General features: G+C 61.2%; 18 protein-coding genes and 1 pseudogene. 5 read left to right on the forward strand and 14 right to left on the reverse strand.

What is annotated here, in order from left to right; translation table 11 throughout:
• Window positions 1-158: 158 nt before the first annotated feature.
• Together QRN48_RS22250 and QRN48_RS22255 are read right to left on the reverse strand one after the other, a co-directional pair.
• Window positions 159-920 carry a YdcF family protein gene (locus QRN48_RS22250; RefSeq protein WP_285353355.1) on the reverse strand — a complete coding sequence of 254 codons (762 nt, stop codon included), beginning with the start codon at window positions 918-920 and terminating at the stop codon, window positions 159-161.
• A gap of 85 nt (window positions 921-1,005) precedes the next feature.
• Window positions 1,006-1,377 carry a hypothetical protein gene (locus tag QRN48_RS22255; protein ID WP_285353357.1) on the reverse strand — a complete coding sequence of 124 codons (372 nt, stop codon included), beginning with the start codon at window positions 1,375-1,377 and terminating at the stop codon, window positions 1,006-1,008.
• A 301-nt stretch (window positions 1,378-1,678) separates the two neighbouring features.
• Here QRN48_RS22255 and leuS point away from each other — a divergent pair, with 301 nt between their 5' ends.
• From leuS to QRN48_RS22280, 5 genes and pseudogenes are all read left to right on the forward strand, one after another.
• Window positions 1,679-4,285 carry a leucine--tRNA ligase gene (leuS, locus tag QRN48_RS22260; protein WP_037017990.1) on the forward strand — a complete coding sequence of 869 codons (2,607 nt, stop codon included), beginning with the start codon at window positions 1,679-1,681 and terminating at the stop codon, window positions 4,283-4,285.
• A gap of 85 nt (window positions 4,286-4,370) precedes the next feature.
• Window positions 4,371-4,976 (forward strand): LPS-assembly lipoprotein LptE, encoded by a 606-nt coding sequence (locus QRN48_RS22265; RefSeq protein WP_191945674.1) that lies wholly within the window; start codon window positions 4,371-4,373, stop codon window positions 4,974-4,976.
• Between the two features lie 42 nt (window positions 4,977-5,018).
• The gene (gene holA / locus QRN48_RS22270) at window positions 5,019-6,056 is read left to right on the forward strand and encodes a DNA polymerase III subunit delta (protein WP_037017985.1); all 1,038 of its coding nucleotides are present in this window, start codon (window positions 5,019-5,021) and stop codon (window positions 6,054-6,056) included.
• 276 nt (window positions 6,057-6,332) lie between these two features.
• A complete protein-coding gene (gene arfA, locus QRN48_RS22275) occupies window positions 6,333-6,491 on the forward strand; it encodes an alternative ribosome rescue factor ArfA (RefSeq protein WP_037017982.1) in 159 nt (52 codons plus the stop codon).
• Between the two features lie 279 nt (window positions 6,492-6,770).
• Window positions 6,771-7,916, forward strand: a pseudogene (locus tag QRN48_RS22280) (lytic murein transglycosylase); the annotation flags it as partial.
• A 488-nt stretch (window positions 7,917-8,404) separates the two neighbouring features.
• Here the strand turns inward: QRN48_RS22280 and lipA are convergent.
• The 12 genes from lipA to QRN48_RS22340 form a co-directional block, all read right to left on the reverse strand.
• Entirely contained in the window at window positions 8,405-9,466 is a 1,062-nt protein-coding gene (lipA, locus tag QRN48_RS22285; protein WP_244653760.1) for a lipoyl synthase, read from the reverse strand.
• Window position 9,467: 1 nt separating this feature from the next.
• On the reverse strand, window positions 9,468-10,115 hold the full coding sequence (gene lipB / locus QRN48_RS22290; protein WP_037017977.1) for a lipoyl(octanoyl) transferase LipB: 648 nt from the start codon (window positions 10,113-10,115) through the stop codon (window positions 9,468-9,470).
• A complete protein-coding gene (locus tag QRN48_RS22295; protein ID WP_037017974.1) occupies window positions 10,115-10,390 on the reverse strand; it encodes a DUF493 domain-containing protein in 276 nt (91 codons plus the stop codon). Before QRN48_RS22295 ends, lipB begins: the two co-directional genes overlap by 1 nt.
• A 98-nt stretch (window positions 10,391-10,488) precedes the next feature.
• Window positions 10,489-11,649 carry a D-alanyl-D-alanine carboxypeptidase family protein gene (locus QRN48_RS22300; RefSeq protein WP_037017972.1) on the reverse strand — a complete coding sequence of 387 codons (1,161 nt, stop codon included), beginning with the start codon at window positions 11,647-11,649 and terminating at the stop codon, window positions 10,489-10,491.
• 193 nt (window positions 11,650-11,842) lie between these two features.
• Window positions 11,843-12,883 (reverse strand): septal ring lytic transglycosylase RlpA family protein, encoded by a 1,041-nt coding sequence (locus tag QRN48_RS22305; RefSeq protein WP_037017970.1) that lies wholly within the window; start codon window positions 12,881-12,883, stop codon window positions 11,843-11,845.
• Complete coding sequence (gene mltB, locus QRN48_RS22310; protein ID WP_285353361.1) at window positions 12,883-13,893, reverse strand: lytic murein transglycosylase B; 1,011 nt, start codon at window positions 13,891-13,893, stop codon at window positions 12,883-12,885. The genes QRN48_RS22305 and mltB overlap by 1 nt, the downstream gene beginning before the upstream one ends.
• 17 nt (window positions 13,894-13,910) lie before the next feature.
• The gene (rodA, locus tag QRN48_RS22315) at window positions 13,911-15,014 is read right to left on the reverse strand and encodes a rod shape-determining protein RodA (RefSeq protein WP_052075374.1); all 1,104 of its coding nucleotides are present in this window, start codon (window positions 15,012-15,014) and stop codon (window positions 13,911-13,913) included.
• A 31-nt stretch (window positions 15,015-15,045) separates the two neighbouring features.
• Window positions 15,046-16,944 (reverse strand): penicillin-binding protein 2, encoded by a 1,899-nt coding sequence (mrdA, locus tag QRN48_RS22320; protein ID WP_285353362.1) that lies wholly within the window; start codon window positions 16,942-16,944, stop codon window positions 15,046-15,048.
• Window positions 16,945-16,975: 31 nt separating this feature from the next.
• Complete coding sequence (rlmH, locus tag QRN48_RS22325) at window positions 16,976-17,443, reverse strand: 23S rRNA (pseudouridine(1915)-N(3))-methyltransferase RlmH (protein WP_037017961.1); 468 nt, start codon at window positions 17,441-17,443, stop codon at window positions 16,976-16,978.
• A 9-nt stretch (window positions 17,444-17,452) separates the two neighbouring features.
• The gene (gene rsfS / locus QRN48_RS22330; RefSeq protein ID WP_037017958.1) at window positions 17,453-17,872 is read right to left on the reverse strand and encodes a ribosome silencing factor; all 420 of its coding nucleotides are present in this window, start codon (window positions 17,870-17,872) and stop codon (window positions 17,453-17,455) included.
• Window positions 17,873-17,939: 67 nt separating this feature from the next.
• On the reverse strand, window positions 17,940-18,623 hold the full coding sequence (gene nadD / locus QRN48_RS22335; RefSeq protein WP_037018525.1) for a nicotinate-nucleotide adenylyltransferase: 684 nt from the start codon (window positions 18,621-18,623) through the stop codon (window positions 17,940-17,942).
• A 43-nt stretch (window positions 18,624-18,666) separates the two neighbouring features.
• The gene (locus QRN48_RS22340; RefSeq protein ID WP_285353363.1) at window positions 18,667-19,941 is read right to left on the reverse strand and encodes a glutamate-5-semialdehyde dehydrogenase; all 1,275 of its coding nucleotides are present in this window, start codon (window positions 19,939-19,941) and stop codon (window positions 18,667-18,669) included.
• Between the last annotated feature and the right edge of the window lie 384 nt (window positions 19,942-20,325).

A 20,325-nucleotide genomic window follows, 5' to 3' on the forward strand; every position in this document is an offset into this window, starting at 1 on the left:
GCGAACCAGATTGGCCAGTCACCGTTGCAGCGCCTGGCCTGACGCATTCGCCAGCCAGCCGGCTCCTACAGATTCTGGTGTGTCAGTTCCATCTCGGAAAGCGCTGGGTCGGCTCGCGGGACACCCACGCGCGCCTACAGGCGAACCAGCCCGTCAGGTCACCGGTAAAACAACTTGTACCCGACCAGCCCCGCCACTTCGTTGATCAACTGGCCGTTCTGCCACACCGCCTTTGCCTCGGGCATCCAGCCGCCGAATGGGCGAGCGTTGTCCACGCTCAAGAATCCGACCGGCGCTGCGACCACGTTAAAACCGGCTTTCTCGAAACTCCAGACTGAACGCGGCATGTGCCATGCCTGGGTCACCACGACCACGCGCTTGATGCCCTGGGGGAGTAAAATCGCCGCCGTCATGTTGGCGTTTTCCCAAGTCGTGCGGCTTTCTCCTTCTTGCCAGCGGACGTTCACGCCGAAGTCGTCGCGCAACGAGTCGGCCATAATCGCTGCCTCGCTCGGCGGCTCACCATAATGCATGCCGCCGGTGGTGAGCACCGGCAAGCCGGACGCCTTCGATAAACGCGCGGCATAGCGCATGCGTTCCAGCGCAACGCCGGTCGGGATGTCAGCACCCCAGCTTGGGTCATTGCGCTCGCGGCCCGACCCTAGAATCACAATGGCATCAGCGCGCTGCGCCAGCGTAGCCCATTCGCTCTGCGGCAGTGGCGGGACGCTTTCAATTCCCCTCGCCGTCCACTCCACCACGATAGGCAGACTCATCGCCGTCATGCCGCCCACACCAAGCACGAACATCACTCGCGCCAACATCGGGCGGCGATTTCTCAACCACCAGGCGAGCACTAACAGGAGCAGGAAAATGCCCGGAGGAAGGAGCAGATTTTTGATGAAATAACGAAAGGGCATCGGGCATCTCCAAAGATGCCCGAAGCCTAGAAGCAATGACGCGAAGCAGCAATGCTCGATTGGCCGGGGTCAGCCCCCGCAGAAGTTAACGCTTGAAATGTTTGGTGGAACTGTAGCGACTCAACTTAGCCGACACCTTGGCTCGGCGCTGATCCTTGAGCCAGATGACATTGGCTTTTGGATGTGGCCCTCGCATTGGCTCGGAAGGCTCCGTCGAGGGACTGAAAGCCTCCCTCGTGGCAGTCGCAGAGCCTTCTTTAAAGACAACTTCGCTTCTGCCCAGATAAGCCTCGATCAACTCAAACTCGGCGTGACTCAACCCGCGCAACTCAAGCTCGGCGGGGGATTCGTTTCGAAGCCGCACAGCTGTTTTCGCCGTATCCAGAGCCAGGCCCAGACGATCAATCAAACGGTCATACACATCAGGGTTCTCTACTTCATGCCGCAGCTCTGCCATCCGTTCACCTCACTGAAAGTAAACACTTAACCCCCGTCAGTGAGCTTAGCGGTGCCACAAAAACCGGCGCGATGCAGCGACCAACGGTGGATGCTGCATGTGGCAGGTCTGCGCCACGCAATCAGGGTTTCCCTCGGCTTGGTAGCCTCATGTATGCTACGGCGCTTCCTGTAATTCCACTTCCGCCCAACCGGGCATGGATGCATCGCAACGCCGACGGCCTCGTCCGGCATGCGAAGACTTCCTGACCCGGCCACGCCGAGAAGAGGTCAAGGGTCACCCATTTCAGCCAAAAGTAGCCATGCACGAACTCTACCAGCCCCGCGAAATCGAAGCCGCCGCCCAGACCTTCTGGGACGAGCAAAAGTCTTTTGAAGTCAGTGAACAGCCAGGCAAGGACACGTACTACTGCCTGTCGATGTTCCCTTACCCCAGCGGCAAGCTACACATGGGTCACGTGCGCAACTACACAATTGGCGACGTCATCGCCCGCTATCAGCGCATGCAGGGCAAAAACGTGTTGCAGCCCATGGGCTGGGACGCGTTCGGCATGCCGGCCGAAAACGCCGCCATGAAAAACAACGTTGCTCCCGCCAAGTGGACCTACGAAAACATCGCCTACATGAAGAACCAGCTCAAGAGCCTGGGTCTGGCAATCGACTGGTCACGCGAAGTCACCACCTGCAAACCCGATTACTACCGCTGGGAACAATGGCTGTTCACTCGCCTGTTCGAAAAAGGCGTGATCTACCGCAAGAACGGCACCGTGAACTGGGACCCGGTCGATCAGACCGTGCTGGCGAACGAGCAAGTGATCGATGGGCGCGGCTGGCGTTCGGGCGCGGTGATCGAAAAGCGCGAGATCCCGATGTACTACTTCAAGATCACCGCTTATGCGGATGAGCTTCTGGAGAGTCTCGACGAGCTGCCGGGCTGGCCTGAACAGGTCAAGACCATGCAGCGCAACTGGATCGGCAAGTCCCGCGGCATGGAAGTGCAGTTCCCGTACGACCAGGCGTCCATCGGCGAAACCGGCACCCTGAAAGTCTTCACCACCCGCCCTGACACGCTGATGGGCGCAACCTATGTCGCTGTTGCCGCCGAACATCCGCTCGCGACACTGGCCGCGCAGAACAACCCTGAGCTGCAGGCGTTCATCCACGAATGCAAAAGTGGCAGCGTCGCCGAAGCTGACGTCGCCACCCAGGAAAAGAAAGGCCTGCCAACCTCGCTGTTCGTCGAGCACCCGCTGACCGGCGAGAAGCTGCCGGTGTGGGTCGCCAACTACGTGTTGATGCATTACGGCGACGGCGCAGTCATGGCGGTGCCCGCTCACGACGAGCGTGATTTCGAGTTCGCAACCAAGTACAGCCTGCCGGTCATCCCGGTGGTGCGTACCAGCGCTGGCGACGAGACCCCGACACCGTGGCAGGACGCTTATAACGAACATGGCACGCTGATCAACTCCGGCGAATTCGACGGCCTTGATTTCGCCGGCGCTTTCGATGCCATCGAGGCCGCGCTGCTCAAGAAAGACTTGGGCAAGTCCCGCACCCAGTTCCGCCTCCGCGACTGGGGCATCAGCCGCCAGCGCTACTGGGGCTGCCCGATCCCGATCATCCATTGCGACACGTGCGGCGACGTACCTGTCCCGGAAGATCAACTGCCGGTCAAGCTCCCCGAAGACGTGGTGCCGGACGGCGCGGGTTCGCCGTTGGCGCGCATGCCCGAGTTCTACGAGTGCAGCTGCCCGAAATGCGGCGCCCCGGCCAAGCGCGAAACCGACACCATGGACACCTTCGTCGAGTCGTCCTGGTACTTCGCACGCTACGCCTCGCCTCATTACGAGGGCGGGATGGTCGATCCAAAAGCCGCGAACCACTGGCTGCCGGTCGACCAGTACATTGGCGGCATCGAACACGCCATCCTGCACCTGCTCTACGCGCGCTTCTTCCACAAGCTGATGCGCGATGAAGGCCTGGTCAGCTCCAACGAGCCGTTCAAGAACCTGCTGACCCAGGGCATGGTCGTGGCCGAGACGTTCTACCGTCTGGAAGCCAATGGCAGCAAAACCTGGTTCAACCCGGCAGACGTCGAGTTCGAGCGCGACAGCAAAGCCAAGATCATCGGCGCCAAACTGATCGCCGATGGCCAGCCGGTGGAAATCGGCGGCATCGAAAAAATGGCCAAGTCGAAAAACAACGGCGTCGATCCGCAGTCCATGATCGATCAGTACGGCGCAGACACCTGCCGGCTGTTCATGATGTTCGCATCGCCGCCGGACATGAGCCTGGAATGGTCGGATTCCGGCGTTGAAGGCTCGCACCGCTTCCTCAAGCGCGTCTGGCGTCTGGCTCAGGCACATGTGACCGCAGGCCTGCCGGGCGCACTCGACACCACCGCGCTGAATGATGACCAGAAAGCCATCCGCCGCTCGATTCACTTGGCGATCAAGCAGGCAGGTCAGGACGTGGGGCAGCATCACAAATTCAACACCGCCATCGCTCAGGTGATGACGCTGATGAACGTGCTGGAAAAAGCGCCGCAGGCCGCTGGCCAGGACCGCGCGCTGCTGCAGGAGGGTCTGGAGACCGTCGCTCTGTTGCTGGCGCCGATCACCCCGCACATCAGTCACGAGCTGTGGGCTGCGCTGGGCCACCCTGATCCGGTTATCAATGCCGCATGGCCAGTGGTTGATGAGTCAGCGCTGGTGCAGGACACGCTGCAATTGGTAATTCAGGTCAACGGCAAGCTGCGCGGTCATATCGACATGCCAGCCAGCGCCACCCGCGAGGAAGTCGAAGCGGCCGCTCGGACAAACGAGAACGTCCTGCGCTTCATCGATGGCCTCACGATCCGCAAAGTGATCGTGGTGCCGGGCAAACTGGTTAACATCGTCGCCAGCTGACGCAATCGGGCACCTGCGAGCGGGTGCCGAACCTATTTCAAGAGCGCGGGATGCCGCGCTCTAACGGATTCAAGGGAGCAACAAGATGATCAAACGCAATCTGCTGGTGATGGGACTCGCGGTTTTGCTGAGCGCCTGCGGTTTCCAGTTGCGCGGCACCGGTACCAACGCCCTGTCGATCAAGGAGCTGGACGTCAGCGCCCGTGATGCCTACGGCGATGTCGTCACTCAGCTGCGTCAGACCCTGACCAGCAGCGGCGTGCATGTCTACACCGGCGCGCAATACAAGCTGTTCATCGCCCGCGAAGACGAAACCCAGCGCACCGCGAGCTATGCCGGTTCGGGCCGTTCGGCCGAATACGAGCTGACCACCGTGCTGAAGTATGAAATTCACGGCAGCAAGGACGTGCTGTTGCTCGATGACACCGTTCAGGCGCAAAAGGTTTTTGTGCATGACGGCAACAACCTGATCGGCTCTGACCAGGAAGCCACGCAGATCCGCAAGGAAATGCGCAACGACCTCGTGCAGAAACTGTTGGCCCGCCTGCAACAGCTGACACCTGAGCGCCTCGACGAATTGCAAGCCAAGGCCGACGCCGCTGCCCGTGCGCAGGCCGATGCCGAAGCCGCCGCCCAACGGATTCGCGACGAGACGCCGCAGCAGTCGCCCATCGAAATCCCGTCCAAGTGACGGCATCGGGGCCGGTTCGCCGGCCCTGATCTTTTCTGAATCATGAAACTCGCCCCCGCCCAACTTTCAAAACACCTCCAGGGTGCGCTAGCGCCTGTCTACATCGTCAGCGGCGATGACCCTCTCCAGTGCCAGGAAGCGTGCGATGCCATTCGCGCGGCTGCACGTCAGCAGGGCTTTGACGAACGCCAAGTGTTCAGCGCTGACTCTAGCTTCGACTGGGGCACGCTGCTCCAGGCGGGTGCGAGCATGTCGCTGTTTGCTGAGCGCCGACTGCTGGAGTTACGTCTGCCTTCCGGCAAGCCCGGGGACAAAGGCGCGGCAGCGCTTCTGGAATACTGCGGTCGCCCCGCCGAAGACACGCTGCTGCTGATCAGCCTGCCCAAGCTGGACGGTTCGGCGCAGAAAACCAAGTGGGGCAAGGCGCTGGTCGAAGGCCCGCAGACCCAGTTCGTGCAGATCTGGCCGGTGGATGCCAGTCAGTTGCCGCAATGGATTCGTCAGCGGCTCTCGCAGGCCGGCCTGGCCGCCACGCCGGACGCCATCGAACTCATCGCCGCGCGGGTCGAAGGTAACCTGCTGGCGGCCGCGCAGGAAATCGAAAAGCTCAAGCTGATGGCTGACGAAGGCCAGATTACTGTCGAAACCGTACAGGCAGCAGTGGCTGACAGCGCGCGCTTCGATGTTTTCGGTCTGACTGACGCCATCCTCAATGGCGAAGCGGCTCACGCGCTGCGGATGCTTGAAGGCCTGCGCGGCGAAGGCGTCGAACCTCCGGTCATTCTCTGGGCGCTGTCCCGTGAGCTGCGTGTGCTGGCCAATCTGGCATTGCAGTTCAGCCAGGGTATCCCATTGGACAAAGCATTCAGCCAGGCGCGTCCGCCCATCTGGGACAAGCGCAAGCCGTTGATGAGCAAAGCCCTGCAACGCCACTCCGCGCGACGTTGGGGCCAACTGTTGATGGACGCTCAACACATCGACGCTCAAATCAAAGGCCAGGCGGCGGGCTCCGTATGGAGCAGCCTGAGCCGGCTGGCACTGCTGATGGCAGGGCAACGATTGGCACTGCCTTCGGAATAGTGGCCCACGGGCCTACCTGCCAGATCTGCCAGACCTGCTATCTTCAGGCCCTCCACCTTCCTGTAGGAGCCGGCTTGCTGGCGAAACGGCTTCTTGCCTCACTCAGGTGTACCTGAAAGGTCGCGTTCGCCAGCAAGCCGGCTCCTACAGTTTGAATCGTGAATGAGCCGGCATAGCGACACGAGCAAATACTTGATAGCTCAGGTCAATTGGACACCCGCCCCGGTCTGGCAGATTATCTCCCCCGCTTCACTTCACTACTCGAGCGAGAACGCCATGAGCAAAGCCAAAAAGCGGCCGAACAAGGCCAAATCCATCATCGCCCAGCCACTGTTCCGCAGCCGTCAGGAACAACCCGGCAAGGGCAAAGGCAGCTACCGCCGCGAAGCCTTCCAGTCTAAAAGCTGGGAGGCTTCTTCCGTTATGGCGGCTTGAAAACACTGCGTTACCTGTCTGGCCCCCCATCGACTGGGCCGGCATGTTAAGGTCTGCACCTTACGGTTTATACCTGTGGACCCCAGAATGCTCCCAAGCTTTCCCCGTCGCTGGCACCTTCGCCAGTTGATCACCGCTTCCAGCCTCTTCGCGCTGGTGGCCTGTGCCGAGCAGCCTACCGCTGCCGTCGCCACCCCTCTTCAGTCCGCGCCCGCGGCACAAATCGTCAAGAGCTTGCCCGCGCCCTCAGGTGCCGTCGCGCAACCTGATGACGGCAATTTCGAAATCCAGCCGGCCATGAGTTTCAGTGAATGGCAAAGCCAGTTCCGCGCTCAGGCGCTGACCGCCGGCGTGCGGCCGGACGTGTTCGATAAAGCCTTCATCGGCGTCACCCCTGACATGAGCGTGGTGAAGGCCGATCGCAGCCAACCTGAATTCAGCCGCCCCGTGTGGGAATACCTGGACGGCGCGATGTCAGCAGTGCGTGTGCGCAAGGGGCAGGCGCTGCTAAGCCAATACGCTGACTCGCTGAGCGCGATCGAGCAGCGCTACGGTGTTGATCGTCAGGCACTTGTGGCCGTGTGGGGCATGGAGAGCAGCTTTGGCCAGTTCCAGGGCACGCAGTCGGTGATTCGTTCCCTGGCAACGCTTGCCTATGAGGGACGTCGCCCACAGTTCGCGCAGGACCAATTGATCGCCGCCTTGCAGATCATCCAGCATGGCGATATCGATGCGCCCAGCATGCTGGGTTCCTGGGCCGGGGCGATGGGCCAGACCCAGTTCATCCCCACCACTTACAACACCCACGCCGTCGACTTCGACGGAGACGGTCGCCGGGACATCTGGAACTCCCCGGCCGATGCCCTCGCGTCCACCGCTCACTACCTGCAAAGCTCAGGCTGGCAGAAAGGCCAGCCCTGGGGGTTTGAGGTGCAACTGGCGCAGGGTTTTGATTACGCACTCGCGGATGCCTCAACCCGAAAACCCATCGGCGAATGGCAACAACTGGGGCTGAAATTGCCAAACAGGTCAGCGCTGCCGACCAATCTCTTGCAGCAACAGGCGGCCCTGTTGCTGCCTGCGGGCTATAAAGGCCCGGCATTTCTGGTGATGGATAACTTCCGCGCCATCCTCAAGTACAACAACTCTTCGTCCTATGCGCTGGCAATCGGGCTGTTGTCGGAGCGTTTTACGGGCGGTGGTTACGTGCAAGGAGATTGGCCGCGGGGCGATCGTCCGTTGAGCCGATCCGAACGCATCGAGCTGCAGACGCTGCTCTCGGCCCGACAGTACGACGCAGGCGCCCCTGACGGGATCATCGGCGCCAACACGCGCAAGGCGATTCGCAGCGCGCAGCAATCCTTTGGCTGGCCAGCGGACGGGTACCCGACGCAGGAACTGCTGGAGCAGCTGCGCAAGCCGTGACACAGCGTTCAGCGACGCCCTCCAGCCCGATACAGCCCTCCCCTCACGGTGGGTGGTTTGCCAATAGCGATCAACTGTAGGAGCGCGCTTGCCCGCGAAAAATTGGCAGGCCTCCAAAGATGTGTCGGCTGTACCGGCCATTCGCGGGCAAGCGCGCTCCTACACCTTGCGGCGTCGTTGAGGCAGTGCATGGCACAAACCGTGTGGCGGGGGAAGATTACCGATGCGGGTCGTGAGTCTCCGAATGCAACGATGCATTCGAGCGCGGAAACACACACCCGTAGGAGCCGGCTTGCTGGCGAACGCGTCCGATGAATGACGACGGGCTCGACTGGCAAACCGCATTCGCCAGCAAGCCGGCTCCTACAGAATGCGTATGCCGTTAGGGCGATGCATGTTCGCCACACCGCCTTGAACGTAACGCAGAAAAAAAACGGGCCGGATATTTCTATCCGGCCTGTTTCTTTATCGCATCAAAGAAGCCGTGATCAGCTCGCGGTGAGCAGCGACTTCACCAGCTTGGCTTGTTCATCTGCGTGGTACGAAGAACGAACCAGCGGGCCGGAGGCGACGTTTTTGAAGCCCATCTTGTAACCTTCTTCGGCGAACCAGGCGAAGGTATCCGGGTGTACGAAGCGCTGAACCGGCAAGTGATTGCGGGACGGCTGCAGGTATTGGCCCAGCGTCAGCATGTCAATGTTGTGCTCGCGCATGCGCTGCATGACTTCGATCACTTCTTCGTCGGTCTCGCCCAATCCCAGCATCAAACCGGACTTTGTCGGCACGTGCGGGACCATTTCTTTGAAACGCTTGAGCAGAGTCAGCGACCACTGGTAGTCAGAACCCGGACGCGCGGCCTTGTACAAGCGCGGCACGGTTTCAAGGTTGTGGTTGAACACGTCTGGAGGCGTCGCGGCGGTGATCTCCAGCGCGATGTCCATGCGGCCGCGGTAGTCCGGCACCAGGGTTTCCAGCTGCACATTCGGCGACAGCTCACGGATCTCGCGGATGCAGTCGGCGAAATGCTGAGCACCGCCGTCGCGCAGGTCGTCACGGTCGACGGAAGTAATCACCACGTACTTGAGCTTCAGGTCAGCGATGGCAACGGCGAGGTTCTTCGGCTCGTCAACATCCAGCGCTTTCGGACGGCCATGACCGACGTCGCAGAATGGGCAGCGACGGGTGCAGATGTCGCCCATGATCATGAACGTCGCAGTGCCGCCGGAGAAGCATTCGCCCAGGTTCGGGCAGGAAGCTTCTTCACAAACGCTGTGCAGCTTGTGCTTGCGCAACAGCGCCTTGATGCGGTCGACCTCAGGCGAAACCGGGATGCGCACGCGAATCCAGTCCGGCTTCTTCGGCAGGTCCACCGTCGGGATGATCTTCACCGGGATGCGCGCGACTTTTTCCGCGCCGCGCAGCTTCACGCCGGCTTCCACCTTAGGACGTGCCACACGCTCAGGCGTGGCAACGTTCACCGTCGGGATCAGGGTTTGTACGGCATTCTCTGTATTCACGGCAGTGTCAGCTGCCTCATACGCAGTAGTCATATCAATCGATTCCGCCCGTTAGGGTCGTCTGCTCAGCGTAGTCGAGGTGTTTGACGAGCTGCGCACGCAGCCGGGCACTAACCTCGGCAAATTCAATCGGACCTGCCTGTTCACGCAGCTGGGTCATTGCCAGCCCCGCATACCCGCAGGGATTAATCCGTTTAAAAGGGTCCAGATCCATATCGACGTTCAGCGCAAGGCCGTGGAATGAACAGCCGTTACGAATGCGCAGCCCCAGCGAGGCGATCTTGGCGCCGTCTACATAAACCCCTGGTGCGTCAGCCTTGGCTGCGGCATCGACCCCATAACCTGCCAGCAGGTCGATCAGGCTGCGCTCGATCCGGGTGACCAGTTCTCGAACCCCAAAGCCCAGACGGCGCACGTCCAGCAGCAGATAGGCAACCAGTTGGCCGGGACCATGATAAGTCACTTGGCCGCCGCGATCGACCTGCACGACCGGGATATCTCCCGGCAGCAGCAAGTGCTCGGGTTTACCGGACTGCCCCTGAGTGAATACCGGCGGGTGCTGCACCAGCCAGACCTCATCGGCGGTCTCGCGCGTGCGGCCGTCGGTAAAGCGCTTCATGGCCTGCCAGGTGGGCTCGTAGTCGGCCAGTCCGAGGTCACGAACGCCCAGAACCGCGCCCATCACAACACCATATGGACGAAGCCGGTGGCGCGCAATTCACTGTTGATGTCGTAGAGCTGATCTTGCCCGGTGGCAATGATGTGCAGCTGGACGGTGGTGTACTTGCCGTTGCTGCTCTGGCGCTCGGCCAGGGATTTCATGTCCACGGTCGCGTGCTTCTCGACGATCTCGATGACCTTGTCTTTGAAGCCCACACCCGTGTCACCGATGATCTTGATGGGATAGTCGGCGCAGGGAAATTCGATTTTTGGCGCTTTTACTTCGGAATCTGTCATGGCGGTAACGGCCTCGTAAGCCGGAAAACGGACAGGCCCCCGGCGCGTTCGGCGACGGGGGCGTACGGAGCAACGGTCAGCGAGCGATCAAGGGTTGATCAGTTGAACAGACCGTAGAAGAACAGGCGGATGCTATCCCACAGGCGACGGAAGATACCACCCTCCTCGACGCCGTCCAGGGCGATCAGGTTGGCGCTGTGTACCACTTTGTCGTCCAGTTTCACATCAACCTTGCCGATGACGTCGCCCTTGGCGATCGGAGCAACCAGCTGTGGATTCATGGTCATGCTGGCTGCCAGCTTCTTCAGCTCGCCTTTAGGCATGGTCATGGTCAGGTCTTCAGCCAGACCGGCCTTGACTTGACGCTCGGTGCCTTTCCAGACAGGCGCCTGAGCCAGCTCGGTGCCTTTCTGATAGAAGGTCTGGGTTTCGAAGAAACGGAAACCGTAGGTCAGCAGCTTCTGCGTTTCGGCAGCGCGAGCCTGCTCGCTGTTGGTACCAAATACTACGGCGATCAGACGCATGCCGTCACGAACGGCCGAGGACACCATGCAGTAGCCGGCTTCTTCGGTGTGACCGGTTTTCAGACCGTCGACGGTCTTGTCACGCCACAGCAGCAGGTTGCGGTTCGGCTGTTTGATGCCGTTCCAGAAGAACTCTTTCTGCGAGTAGATCGCGTAGTGAGCCGGATCTTCGTGGATGATCGCGCGCGCCAGCAGGGCCATGTCATGGGCTGTGGCGTAGTGATCGGGGTTCGGCAGGCCGGTCGGGTTCATGAAGTGGCTGTTGACCATGCCCAGGTCGGCAGCGGTCTTGTTCATCAGGTCGGCGAACGCGTCTTCGCTGCCGGCGATGTGCTCGGAGAGCGCGACGCTGGCATCGTTGCCGGACTGAATGATGATGCCGTGCAGCAAGTCACTGACCGTGACCTGGCTGCCGACTTTGATGAACATCCGCGAACCGCCGGTACGCCAGGCGTTCTCGCTCACGGTCACCGGGTCGTTTTCACCGATCTGGCCGCGGCGGATTTCCAGCGTGGCGATGTAAGCGGTCATCAGCTTGGTCAGACTGGCCGGTGGCAGGCGCTGGTCGCCATTGTTTTCGACCAGAACGTTGCCGCTGTTGGCATCCATCAGCACATAAGCCTTGGCAGCCAGTTGCGGTGGCGATGGCGTCATCTGTTCTGCCGCAAACACGGCAGGCGCGGTGAATAGCGGGATAAGCAGGCAAAGGCGTTTTGCAAAGCTGGTGATGTTCATCCGTCTCTCGAAAATGCTAATGGGCAAACATGCCCTTGCGGGCAAAGCGGGTGCCGGGCTACCCCGGCAAACGGGCTCACATTCTACAGAACGTGCCGTGAAAAGCTGCTGACAACGTCAAGCGCGGGCGGCAAGTCGTCGGTCAGGTAACGAAATCGGCCCCTGATGCGGGGCGCGAGTCGCTGATAAAGCGTTACTGGTCCGACGTCACAACGCTTGGCGAGCCGAGATTGGCCGACCTCACGCTGTTTTGCAGCTGCTGGGCTTCACCCGGCGTGTCGACCGGTCCCATCCGCACGCGATAAAGCGTCTGTTGATTGCGTGCGATCGAACTCACGAACACCGGCGCCCTGACCATCCCGCTCAATTTCGACCTCAGGAGTTCCGCAGCGTCCGGGTTGGCGAAGGCTCCCACTTGGAGAAACAGCCCAGACGCTGGTCCTGAAGCGTTTTTTTTTGCGTCAATCGGCACGGGCGTTACCGGCGCAGCGTGCTGCTGAGGCGGCGGTGTCCATTGTTCGATCGTACCCGCCGAAGCGGTGATCACCGGGGCCGCCGGTTGAACCTGGCGCGGCGGCGTGTTGCTGGCCACCTGCGGCTGATCAAGCATCAGCGGCGCCGGCTTGCCGCGCTGAGCCCAGTACTGAGAAGGGTCTATGCCCTCGACTTTCACCCGCGCGGTGCCGGTTTCGGCATAACCGAGCTTCTTCGCAGCGGCATAGGACAAATCGATGATGCGATCCGAATAGAACGGGCCGCGGTCGTTGACGCGCAGAATCACCGTGCGGTTGTTGTCCAGGTTGGTCACGCGGACATAGCTGGGCAGCGGCAAGGTCTTGTGCGCCGCGCTCATGCCGTAGAGGTCATAGACCTCACCGTTGGCGGTGTTCTGACCGTGGAATTTAGTGCCATACCAGGAAGCCGTTCCGGTCTGGGCATAGGTCCTGGAATCACTGAGCGGAAAGTACGTCTTGCCCAGCACCGTGTAGGGGTTGGCCTTGTAAGGCCCCGTGTGCAGGGTCGGAACGGCGTCGGGGATGCGCGAGACATCGACGTCCCACCAGGGCGCGCCGTCTTTGTGTGCTCGGTTGATGTCCAGCCCCGGCTGCGAACGAATCACGTTGCCTTGCTTCTGAGTGGTCGTCGGGCGGCTGGTTGAGCAACTGACGACCAGCAGGGTCAGTGCCGCGAAGGCCATCAGCTTCAATGGTTGTTGCATCGGCAGTGACCGCATTACTTGACGTCCCGGGCTTTAACAAGCATTTCAGACAGCTGATGCACGGCCATGGCGTACATCACGCTGCGGTTGTAACGCGTGATCGCGTAAAAATTCTTCAGGCCCATCCAGTACTCGGGGCCTTTGTCGCCATCGAGGCGAAACGCCGTGACCGGCATGTCATCGCGCAGCGCATCATGACTCGCCCAGCCCAACGCTCGCAACTCCCCGACGTTTTTCACCGGATCGATGCCGGGGCTCAAGCCCTCATCGACGCGCTCGCCGCGCACGTCCGCGCGACTGACAACCGGCTCGCCGGCCACCCAGCCGTGACGTTTGAAATAGCTGGCCACGCTGCCAATCGCATCGTCCGGGTCATTCCAGATATTGATGTGGCCGTCGCCGTCGAAGTCCACGGCGTAGGCGCGAAAACTGCTTGGCATGAACTGGGGCAAGCCCATGGCACCAGCGTACGAGCCTTTGAGGGTTAGCGGATCGACCTGCTGCTCACGCGACAGCAGCAGGAACTCGCGCAGTTCCTTGCGAAAGAAATCGGCGCGCTGGGGATAGTCGAACGCCAGGGTCGACAATGCGTCCATCACCCGGTAATTACCGGTATTGCGGCCGAAAAATGTCTCAACGCCGATGATCGAGACGATCACCTGAGCCGGCACGCCGTACTCTTGCTCGGCGCGCGTCAGGGCCGCTTCGTGCTGGCGCCAGAAGTCCACGCCACGCGACACCCGCGCGTCAGTGAGGAACATCGGGCGATAATCTTTCCACGGTTTTACCCGCTCGGCGGGCCTCGAAATCGCATCGAGGATCGCCTGTTTGCGCTGGACATCGCGAAAAACATCGATCAGTTGCTCGCCCGCAAAACCATAATCGCGGGTCATTTCACTGACGAACTGGGCGACTTGAGGAGAGCCGTCATAGTCACCGGCAAGTGATTCCTGCACTGAGCCGAAGATGCCCATCAGACCGACCAGCGGCGCATATCGAGCAGCCCAGCCACGCACTACTTGCATTGAGTTCTTCACCTTAATCAAACCTGAGCGATCCATTTGCGATGCGTGTGGATCGACATCAAAACACCAAACGCTGACAGCAGCGTCACCAGCGAAGTTCCGCCGTAGCTAATGAAGGGCAACGGCACGCCTACCACCGGCAGCAGACCGCTGACCATACCGATATTGACGAAAACGTAAACAAAAAAGGTCATGGTCAAGCTGCCCGCGAGCAGCTTGCCGTAGAGGGTCTGCGCCTGGGCGGTGATGACCAGCCCGCGACCGATCAACAACAGGTAGATAAGCAGCAGCGCGCAAATGCCTACCAGACCGAACTCCTCGCCAAGCACGGCAATGATGAAGTCGGTATGGCTTTCAGGCAGGAAGTCCAGGTGCGACTGGGTGCCCATGAGCCAGCCCTTGCCGAACACGCCGCCAGAGCCGATCGCCGCCTTGGACTGAATGATGTTCCAGCCGGTGCCGAGCGGGTCGCTCTCCGGGTCGAGGAACGTCAAAATCCGCTGCTTCTGGTAGTCGTGCATGAAGAAAAACCACATCGCAACCGCGACTGGCACCGCTGCGGCCACCACGCCGATGATCCAGCGCCAGCGCAGGCCGGCCATGAACAGCACGAACGTACCTGACGCCAGAATCAGCAGCGAGGTGCCGAGGTCCGGCTGGCGCACGATCAGAATGAACGGCAGCCCGATCAGGCCGAGGCTGACCGCCACATGCTTGAGGTGTGGCGGCAAGGTGCGCTTGGACAGGTACCAGGCGATGGTCGCCGGCATGATGATCTTCATGAATTCCGACGGCTGGAAGCGAATGACGCCGGGAATGTTGATCCAGCGCGTGGCGCCCATGGCGTTGTGCCCCATTACGTCTACCGCCACCAGCAGCAATACGCCGATCACATAGGCGGCGGGCACCCAGCGGGCCATGAATCTGGGTTCGAGCTGCGCGATGACGAACATCGACACCAGGCCGATACCGAAAGAAGTGGCTTGCTTGATCAGCAGGTCCCAGCTCTTGCCGCTGGCCGAATACAGCACGAACAGACTGCCCGCCGCCAACGTCAGCAGCAGGATCAGCAGCGGGCCATCAACGTGGATTTTCTGCAGGAACGTGGCGCGACGGCGCATCACATCTTCGCTGGACAGGATGCGGTCGAAATTACTCTTCACGGGCCGCGGTCTCCGGAGGCTGTGCATTGCTGGCGTATTCGGGTTTCAAGTGACCCTGGGGGTCGAGCAGCCAGGCGTCCATGACCTGCCGCACCACTGGCGCAGCCACGCCCGAGCCCGACTCACCGTTCTCGATCATGACCGCAACGACGATCTTCGGGCTGTCGGCCGGCGCGAAGCCGACGAACAAGGCATGGTCGCGATGGCGTTCCTGGACCTTCGAGCGGTCGTACTTCTCGCCCTGCCGAATCGCGACGACCTGCGCCGTGCCACTCTTCCCGGCAATGCGGTACTGCGCGCCGATGGCAGCCTTGCGGGCGGTACCGCGCGCACCATGCATGACCTGTTGCATGCCGTGGTTGACCTTGCCCCAGTCAGACGGATCACGCAGCACGATGTCCGGCATCGGGTTTTCGTCCACAGGCTTCTGCCCTTCAACGGTCTTGGCCAGATGGGGACGATTCCATTTCCCTTTGTTCGCCACCAGCGTAGTGGCCTGGGCCAGTTGCAACGGTGTGGCCTGCATGTAGCCCTGGCCGATGCCCAGAATCAGCGTCTCGCCGGGGAACCATGCCTGGCGGCGGGTGACGCGCTTCCAGTCGCGGGAAGGCATCAAACCGGGTGACTCTTCAAACATGTCCAGCGAGACCTTTTGGCCGATGCCGAACTTGTTCAGGTACGCCGAAAGCCGGTCGATCCCGACCTTGTGCGCCAGGTCATAAAAGTAGGTGTCGTTGGAACGCATGATGGCCGTGTCCAGGTCCACCCAGCCATCGCCCGTGCGGTTCCAGTTACGGTATTTGTGATCGTAGTTGGGCAGCATGTAGTAGCCGGGGTCGAAGACCCGCGTGCTCGCCGTCACCACGCCCGTGTCGAGACCTGCAATGGCCACGGCGGGTTTGATGGTCGAACCCGGCGGGTACAGCCCCCGCAAAATGCGGTTGAACAGCGGCCGATCGACCGAATCGCGCAATTCGGAATACGCTTTAAAGCTGATGCCCGTGACGAACAGGTTCGGGTCGAAGCTTGGCTGGCTGACCATCGCCAGCACCTCGCCGGTGTTCGGGTCCAGCGCCACCACCGCGCCGCGACGCCCTGCCAGTGCAGCTTCGGCCGCTTCCTGCAGCTGAATGTCGAGGCTCAGGACGATGTCCTTGCCGGGTACTGGATCCGTCCGTTTAAGCACGCGCAGGACGCGGCCGCGGGCGTTGGTTTCGACTTCTTCGTAACCTACCTGGCCGTGCAGCTCGGGCTCGTAGAAGCGCTCGATGCCGGTCTTGCCCATGTGGTGAGTACCGCTGTAGTTCACCGGATCGAGGCTTTTCAGCTCTTTCTCGTTGATTCGGCCCATATACCCCACCGAATGCGCGAAGTGCTCGCCCTGAGGGTAATGACGAACCAGCTGCGCGACCACTTCAACGCCCGGCAGGCGGAACTGGTTAACGGCAATACGGGCGATCTGTTCTTCGGTGAGCTCGAACAGGATCGGGACTGGCTCGAACGGTCGTCGCCCCTGCTTCATGCGCTTTTCAAAAATGATCCGGTCGTCAGGCGTCAGTTCAAGCACCTGAACGATGGTGTCCAGCACCTGCGTCCAGTCACCGGAACGCTCGCGCGTCATGCTCAGGCTGAAGCTGGGCCGGTTGTCGGCGATCACTACGCCGTTACGGTCGTAGATCAACCCGCGGCTCGGCGGGATCGGTTGCACGTGAACGCGGTTGTTTTCCGACAGCGTCGAGTGGTAGTCGTACTGGATGACCTGAAGGAAATACAGCCGCGCAACCAATACGCAGATCAGCACGACGACCGCGACTGCACCGACCACGACTCGGCTGCGCACCAGGCGTGCGTCCTTTTCGTGGTCTTTCAGGCGGATCGGCTGAGACATTTAGGGCAGGTTCACAGTGAAGGCAGCGGCGCTACTTGTGATAAGGGTGACCAGACAGCACGGTCCAGGCACGATAAATCTGCTCACCGATGAGAATGCGCACCAACGGGTGCGGCAAGGTCAACGGCGATAACGACCAGCGCTGCTCGGCCCGGGCACAGACTTCCGGGGCCAGCCCTTCCGGACCGCCCACCATCAGGTTGACCGTGCGCGAATCCAGGCGCCAGCGATCAAGCTCGCCCGCCAGTTGCTCGGTGCTCCATGGCTTGCCGTGCACTTCGAGCGTGACGATCCGCTCACCCGGCTGCACTTTCGCCAGCATGGCCTCGCCTTCCTGACGGATGAGGCGTGCCACGTCGGCGTTCTTGCCACGGGTGTTGAGCGGAATTTCCACCAGTTCCAGCGCCAACTCGGACGGCAGACGCTTGGCATATTCATGCCAGCCTTCTTCCACCCACTTGGGCATGCGGGAACCAACAGCGATCAGTCGCAGACGCACGAGGAAGCCTTATGCCTGGCCTTTGTTCAGCTTGTCGAAATGCTCGTGGGCATTTTCCGGGCTGTGGTGTGCGGCGCTGGCCGAACGGCTTTGCTCGGCACCGGCCCACAGGCGCTCAAGGTCGTAAAACTGACGGGCAGACGCGGTCATCATGTGAACGATGGCGATGTCCAGGTCCAACAGTACCCAGTCGCTGTCGCCCTTGCCTTCTTCGCCCAGCGGCTTGAGGCCCTGCTTCTTGACCTCTTCACGCACCTTGTCGAGCATGGCGTTGATCTGGCGATTGGAGGTACCGGTGGCGATGACCATGTAATCGGTGATGCTCTGCTTGTCGCGCACGTCCAGCACCTGGATATCCTGGGCCTTGACGTCTTCCAGTGCAGCTTTGATCACTTCGATGATTGGGTTTACAGCAGCTTTTTCAGTCATATAAAACTCTTTTCAACTCGTATGTTTGGGTGCTTCTTCGCGCGCTTGGCTGCGTCGAAACACACCTTCAGTTCAGCGCCCGGTAAAGCCCGTGCGCCTCTATGTAGGCCAGTACCGCGTCTGGCACCAGAAAACGTACCGACTTACCGCTGGCCAGCAGTTGACGGATCTGGGTGGCAGACACCGAAAGCGGCGTCTGCCAGACGAACGTAATCTTTCCGCCCGGCCCCTTGAGGGCCTTTGGATCACTGACGGCACGTCCCGCGAGCAGGTTACGCATCGCATCAGGGGACTCGCTGTCGGCGTCCGGGCGTTGCAGCACCACGATGTGGCAGTGCTCCAGCAATTCTTCCCAACGATGCCACGATGGCAGCCCGCAAAAGGCGTCCCACCCCAGCAATAAAAACAGCTGGTCATCGGCGGCCAGTTCGGCGCGCATCGATTCCAGCGTGTCGATCGTGTACGACGGCTTGTCGCGCAACAGCTCGCGATCGTCGACCGTCAGCGGCGGCACTCCATCAACTGCGCACTGCACCATGGCCAGCCGGTCCTGCGCCGAGACGCTGGGCGTGTCGCGATGCGGCGGCCGCGCACTGGGCGTCAGGCGCAGCTCATCGAGTTCCAGCAACGCAGCGACTTCCAGTGCGCCACGCAAGTGGCCAATATGCACCGGGTCAAATGTACCGCCCAGTATCCCGACACGCTTAGGCGCACTGGCTGTGTTCAGCGGGACTGCAGCCGATTGAGCCATTGCCTGCGCGCTGTTGCCCGAAGGCTGACCGACGTCGGCCAAGTCAGACCGGCCCCTGTCCGCGCAGCTGAGTGCCATCGCCAACGACGATGTATTTCTCGCAGGTCAGGCCTTCGAGGCCAACCGGGCCGCGCGCGTGAATCTTGTCGGTCGAGATGCCGATTTCGGCGCCCAAACCGTACTCGAAGCCGTCGGCGAAGCTTGTAGGTGCGTTGACCATCACTGAACTCGAGTCGACCTCGGCCATGAACCGGCGGGTCTGGGCTTGAGAGTCCGAGATAATCGCGTCGCTGTGGTGCGAACCGTAGTGGTTGATGTGCTCGATGGCCTGATCCAGCCCCGTGACGATGCGGATCGAGAGAATCGGCGCCAGGTATTCGGTGTGCCAGTCTTCTTCGGTGGCCGGCAAAGCGTCGATCAGTTCGCGGGTGCGTTCGCAACCGCGCAACTCAACGCCTTTCTCGCGAAATTGCGCGGCTATTGACGGCAGGAAATCCACAGCGACTGCTTGATCTACCAGCAGGGTTTCCATCGCGCCGCAGATGCCGTACCGGTAGGTCTTGGCGTTGAAGCTGATGCGCTGGGCGGCGTTCAAGTCGGCGTGAGCGCTGACATAGACGTGACAGATGCCGTCCAGGTGTTTAATGACCGGGACTCTGGCGTCGCGGCTGACGCGCTCGATCAAGCCCTTGCCGCCACGCGGGACGATGACGTCCACGTACTCCGGCATGGTGATCAGCGCACCCACGGCAGCGCGGTCGGTGGTTTCGACGACTTGCACGACGGCAGCCGGCAAACCGGCTTCGTCCAGGCCGCGCTGGATGCAGGCGGCGATGGCGCGGTTGGAATGAATGGCCTCGGAACCGCCTCGCAGAATGGTGGCGTTACCGGATTTGAGGCAGAGGCTGGCGGCGTCGATGGTCACGTTGGGACGTGACTCGTAGATGATGCCCACCACGCCCAGCGGCACGCGCATTTTGCCGACCTGAATGCCTGATGGCTGGAAGTTCATGTCCCGCAGGGTACCGATAGGGTCTGGCAGGCTGGCGACCTGACGCAGGCCGGCGATCATGCTGTCGATACGTGCCGGGGTCAGGGAGAGACGTTCGAGCAGAGCGGGTTCGAGACCATTGGCGCGGCCGGCAGCGAGATCCTGCTCGTTGGCAGCGGTCAGCTCGGCGCGAGAAGCATCCAGCGCGGCAGCCGTGGCTGCCAGGGCGCGGTTCTTCTGCGCAGTGCTGGCGCGGCCGATGACGCGCGAGGCTTCGCGTGCGGCGCGACCCAGACGGGTCATGTAGTCAAGAACGGACTCAGTCATGGTCTCGGGGGTCTTGGCAAATGGGAAAGCGGCGGATTATAGCTGTCGGGCGTGCCGAACGACAGCGGCGACGGGCGGATGGTCGGAATAAGGCAGTTTTTCATGAGCTGAACGTCTCCAACACAGGGAAGGCCCTGATGCTGGCTGGGGGTTTAGGCGCAGGAGCGCGCTTGCCCGCGAAAAATCTTGCTGCCGCCCAAGATGTGTCGGCTGCATGCTGCGTAGCGAAGATGTGTCGGATGCATGCTGCGTAGCAAAGATGTGTCGGCTGTACCTGCTCCATCGGGCATTGGCGGCGAGCCAGTGACGGATTGGGTGCTGGCACTATTTTTCGCGGGCAAGCGCGCTCCTACATGTCGACCGTAAGCCCGCACTCATCCAGCA

It is taken from the genome of Pseudomonas sp. ME-P-057 (assembly GCF_030208975.1).
Classification (GTDB): Bacteria; Pseudomonadota; Gammaproteobacteria; order Pseudomonadales; family Pseudomonadaceae; genus Aquipseudomonas; species Aquipseudomonas lutea.

Bases quoted from the DNA above. Each gene is read 5' to 3' on its own strand.
- QRN48_RS22255 (WP_285353357.1), bottom strand. From the start codon at position 1,377: ATGGCAGAGCTGCGGCATGAAGTAGAGAACCCTGATGTGTATGACCGT.
- QRN48_RS22250 (WP_285353355.1), bottom strand. From the start codon at position 920: ATGCCCTTTCGTTATTTCATCAAAAATCTGCTCCTTCCTCCGGGCATT.
- QRN48_RS22265 (WP_191945674.1), top strand. From the start codon at position 4,371: ATGATCAAACGCAATCTGCTGGTGATGGGACTCGCGGTTTTGCTGAGC.
- rodA (WP_052075374.1), bottom strand. From the start codon at position 15,014: ATGCGCCGTCGCGCCACGTTCCTGCAGAAAATCCACGTTGATGGCCCG.
- QRN48_RS22300 (WP_037017972.1), bottom strand. From the start codon at position 11,649: ATGAACATCACCAGCTTTGCAAAACGCCTTTGCCTGCTTATCCCGCTA.
- lipA (WP_244653760.1), bottom strand. From the start codon at position 9,466: ATGACTACTGCGTATGAGGCAGCTGACACTGCCGTGAATACAGAGAAT.
- nadD (WP_037018525.1), bottom strand. From the start codon at position 18,623: ATGGCTCAATCGGCTGCAGTCCCGCTGAACACAGCCAGTGCGCCTAAG.
- leuS (WP_037017990.1), top strand. From the start codon at position 1,679: ATGCACGAACTCTACCAGCCCCGCGAAATCGAAGCCGCCGCCCAGACC.
- rsfS (WP_037017958.1), bottom strand. From the start codon at position 17,872: ATGACTGAAAAAGCTGCTGTAAACCCAATCATCGAAGTGATCAAAGCT.
- holA (WP_037017985.1), top strand. From the start codon at position 5,019: ATGAAACTCGCCCCCGCCCAACTTTCAAAACACCTCCAGGGTGCGCTA.
- mltB (WP_285353361.1), bottom strand. From the start codon at position 13,893: ATGCAAGTAGTGCGTGGCTGGGCTGCTCGATATGCGCCGCTGGTCGGT.
- arfA (WP_037017982.1), top strand. From the start codon at position 6,333: ATGAGCAAAGCCAAAAAGCGGCCGAACAAGGCCAAATCCATCATCGCC.
- mrdA (WP_285353362.1), bottom strand. From the start codon at position 16,944: ATGTCTCAGCCGATCCGCCTGAAAGACCACGAAAAGGACGCACGCCTG.
- QRN48_RS22340 (WP_285353363.1), bottom strand. From the start codon at position 19,941: ATGACTGAGTCCGTTCTTGACTACATGACCCGTCTGGGTCGCGCCGCA.
- lipB (WP_037017977.1), bottom strand. From the start codon at position 10,115: ATGGGCGCGGTTCTGGGCGTTCGTGACCTCGGACTGGCCGACTACGAG.
- QRN48_RS22305 (WP_037017970.1), bottom strand. From the start codon at position 12,883: ATGCGGTCACTGCCGATGCAACAACCATTGAAGCTGATGGCCTTCGCG.
- QRN48_RS22295 (WP_037017974.1), bottom strand. From the start codon at position 10,390: ATGACAGATTCCGAAGTAAAAGCGCCAAAAATCGAATTTCCCTGCGCC.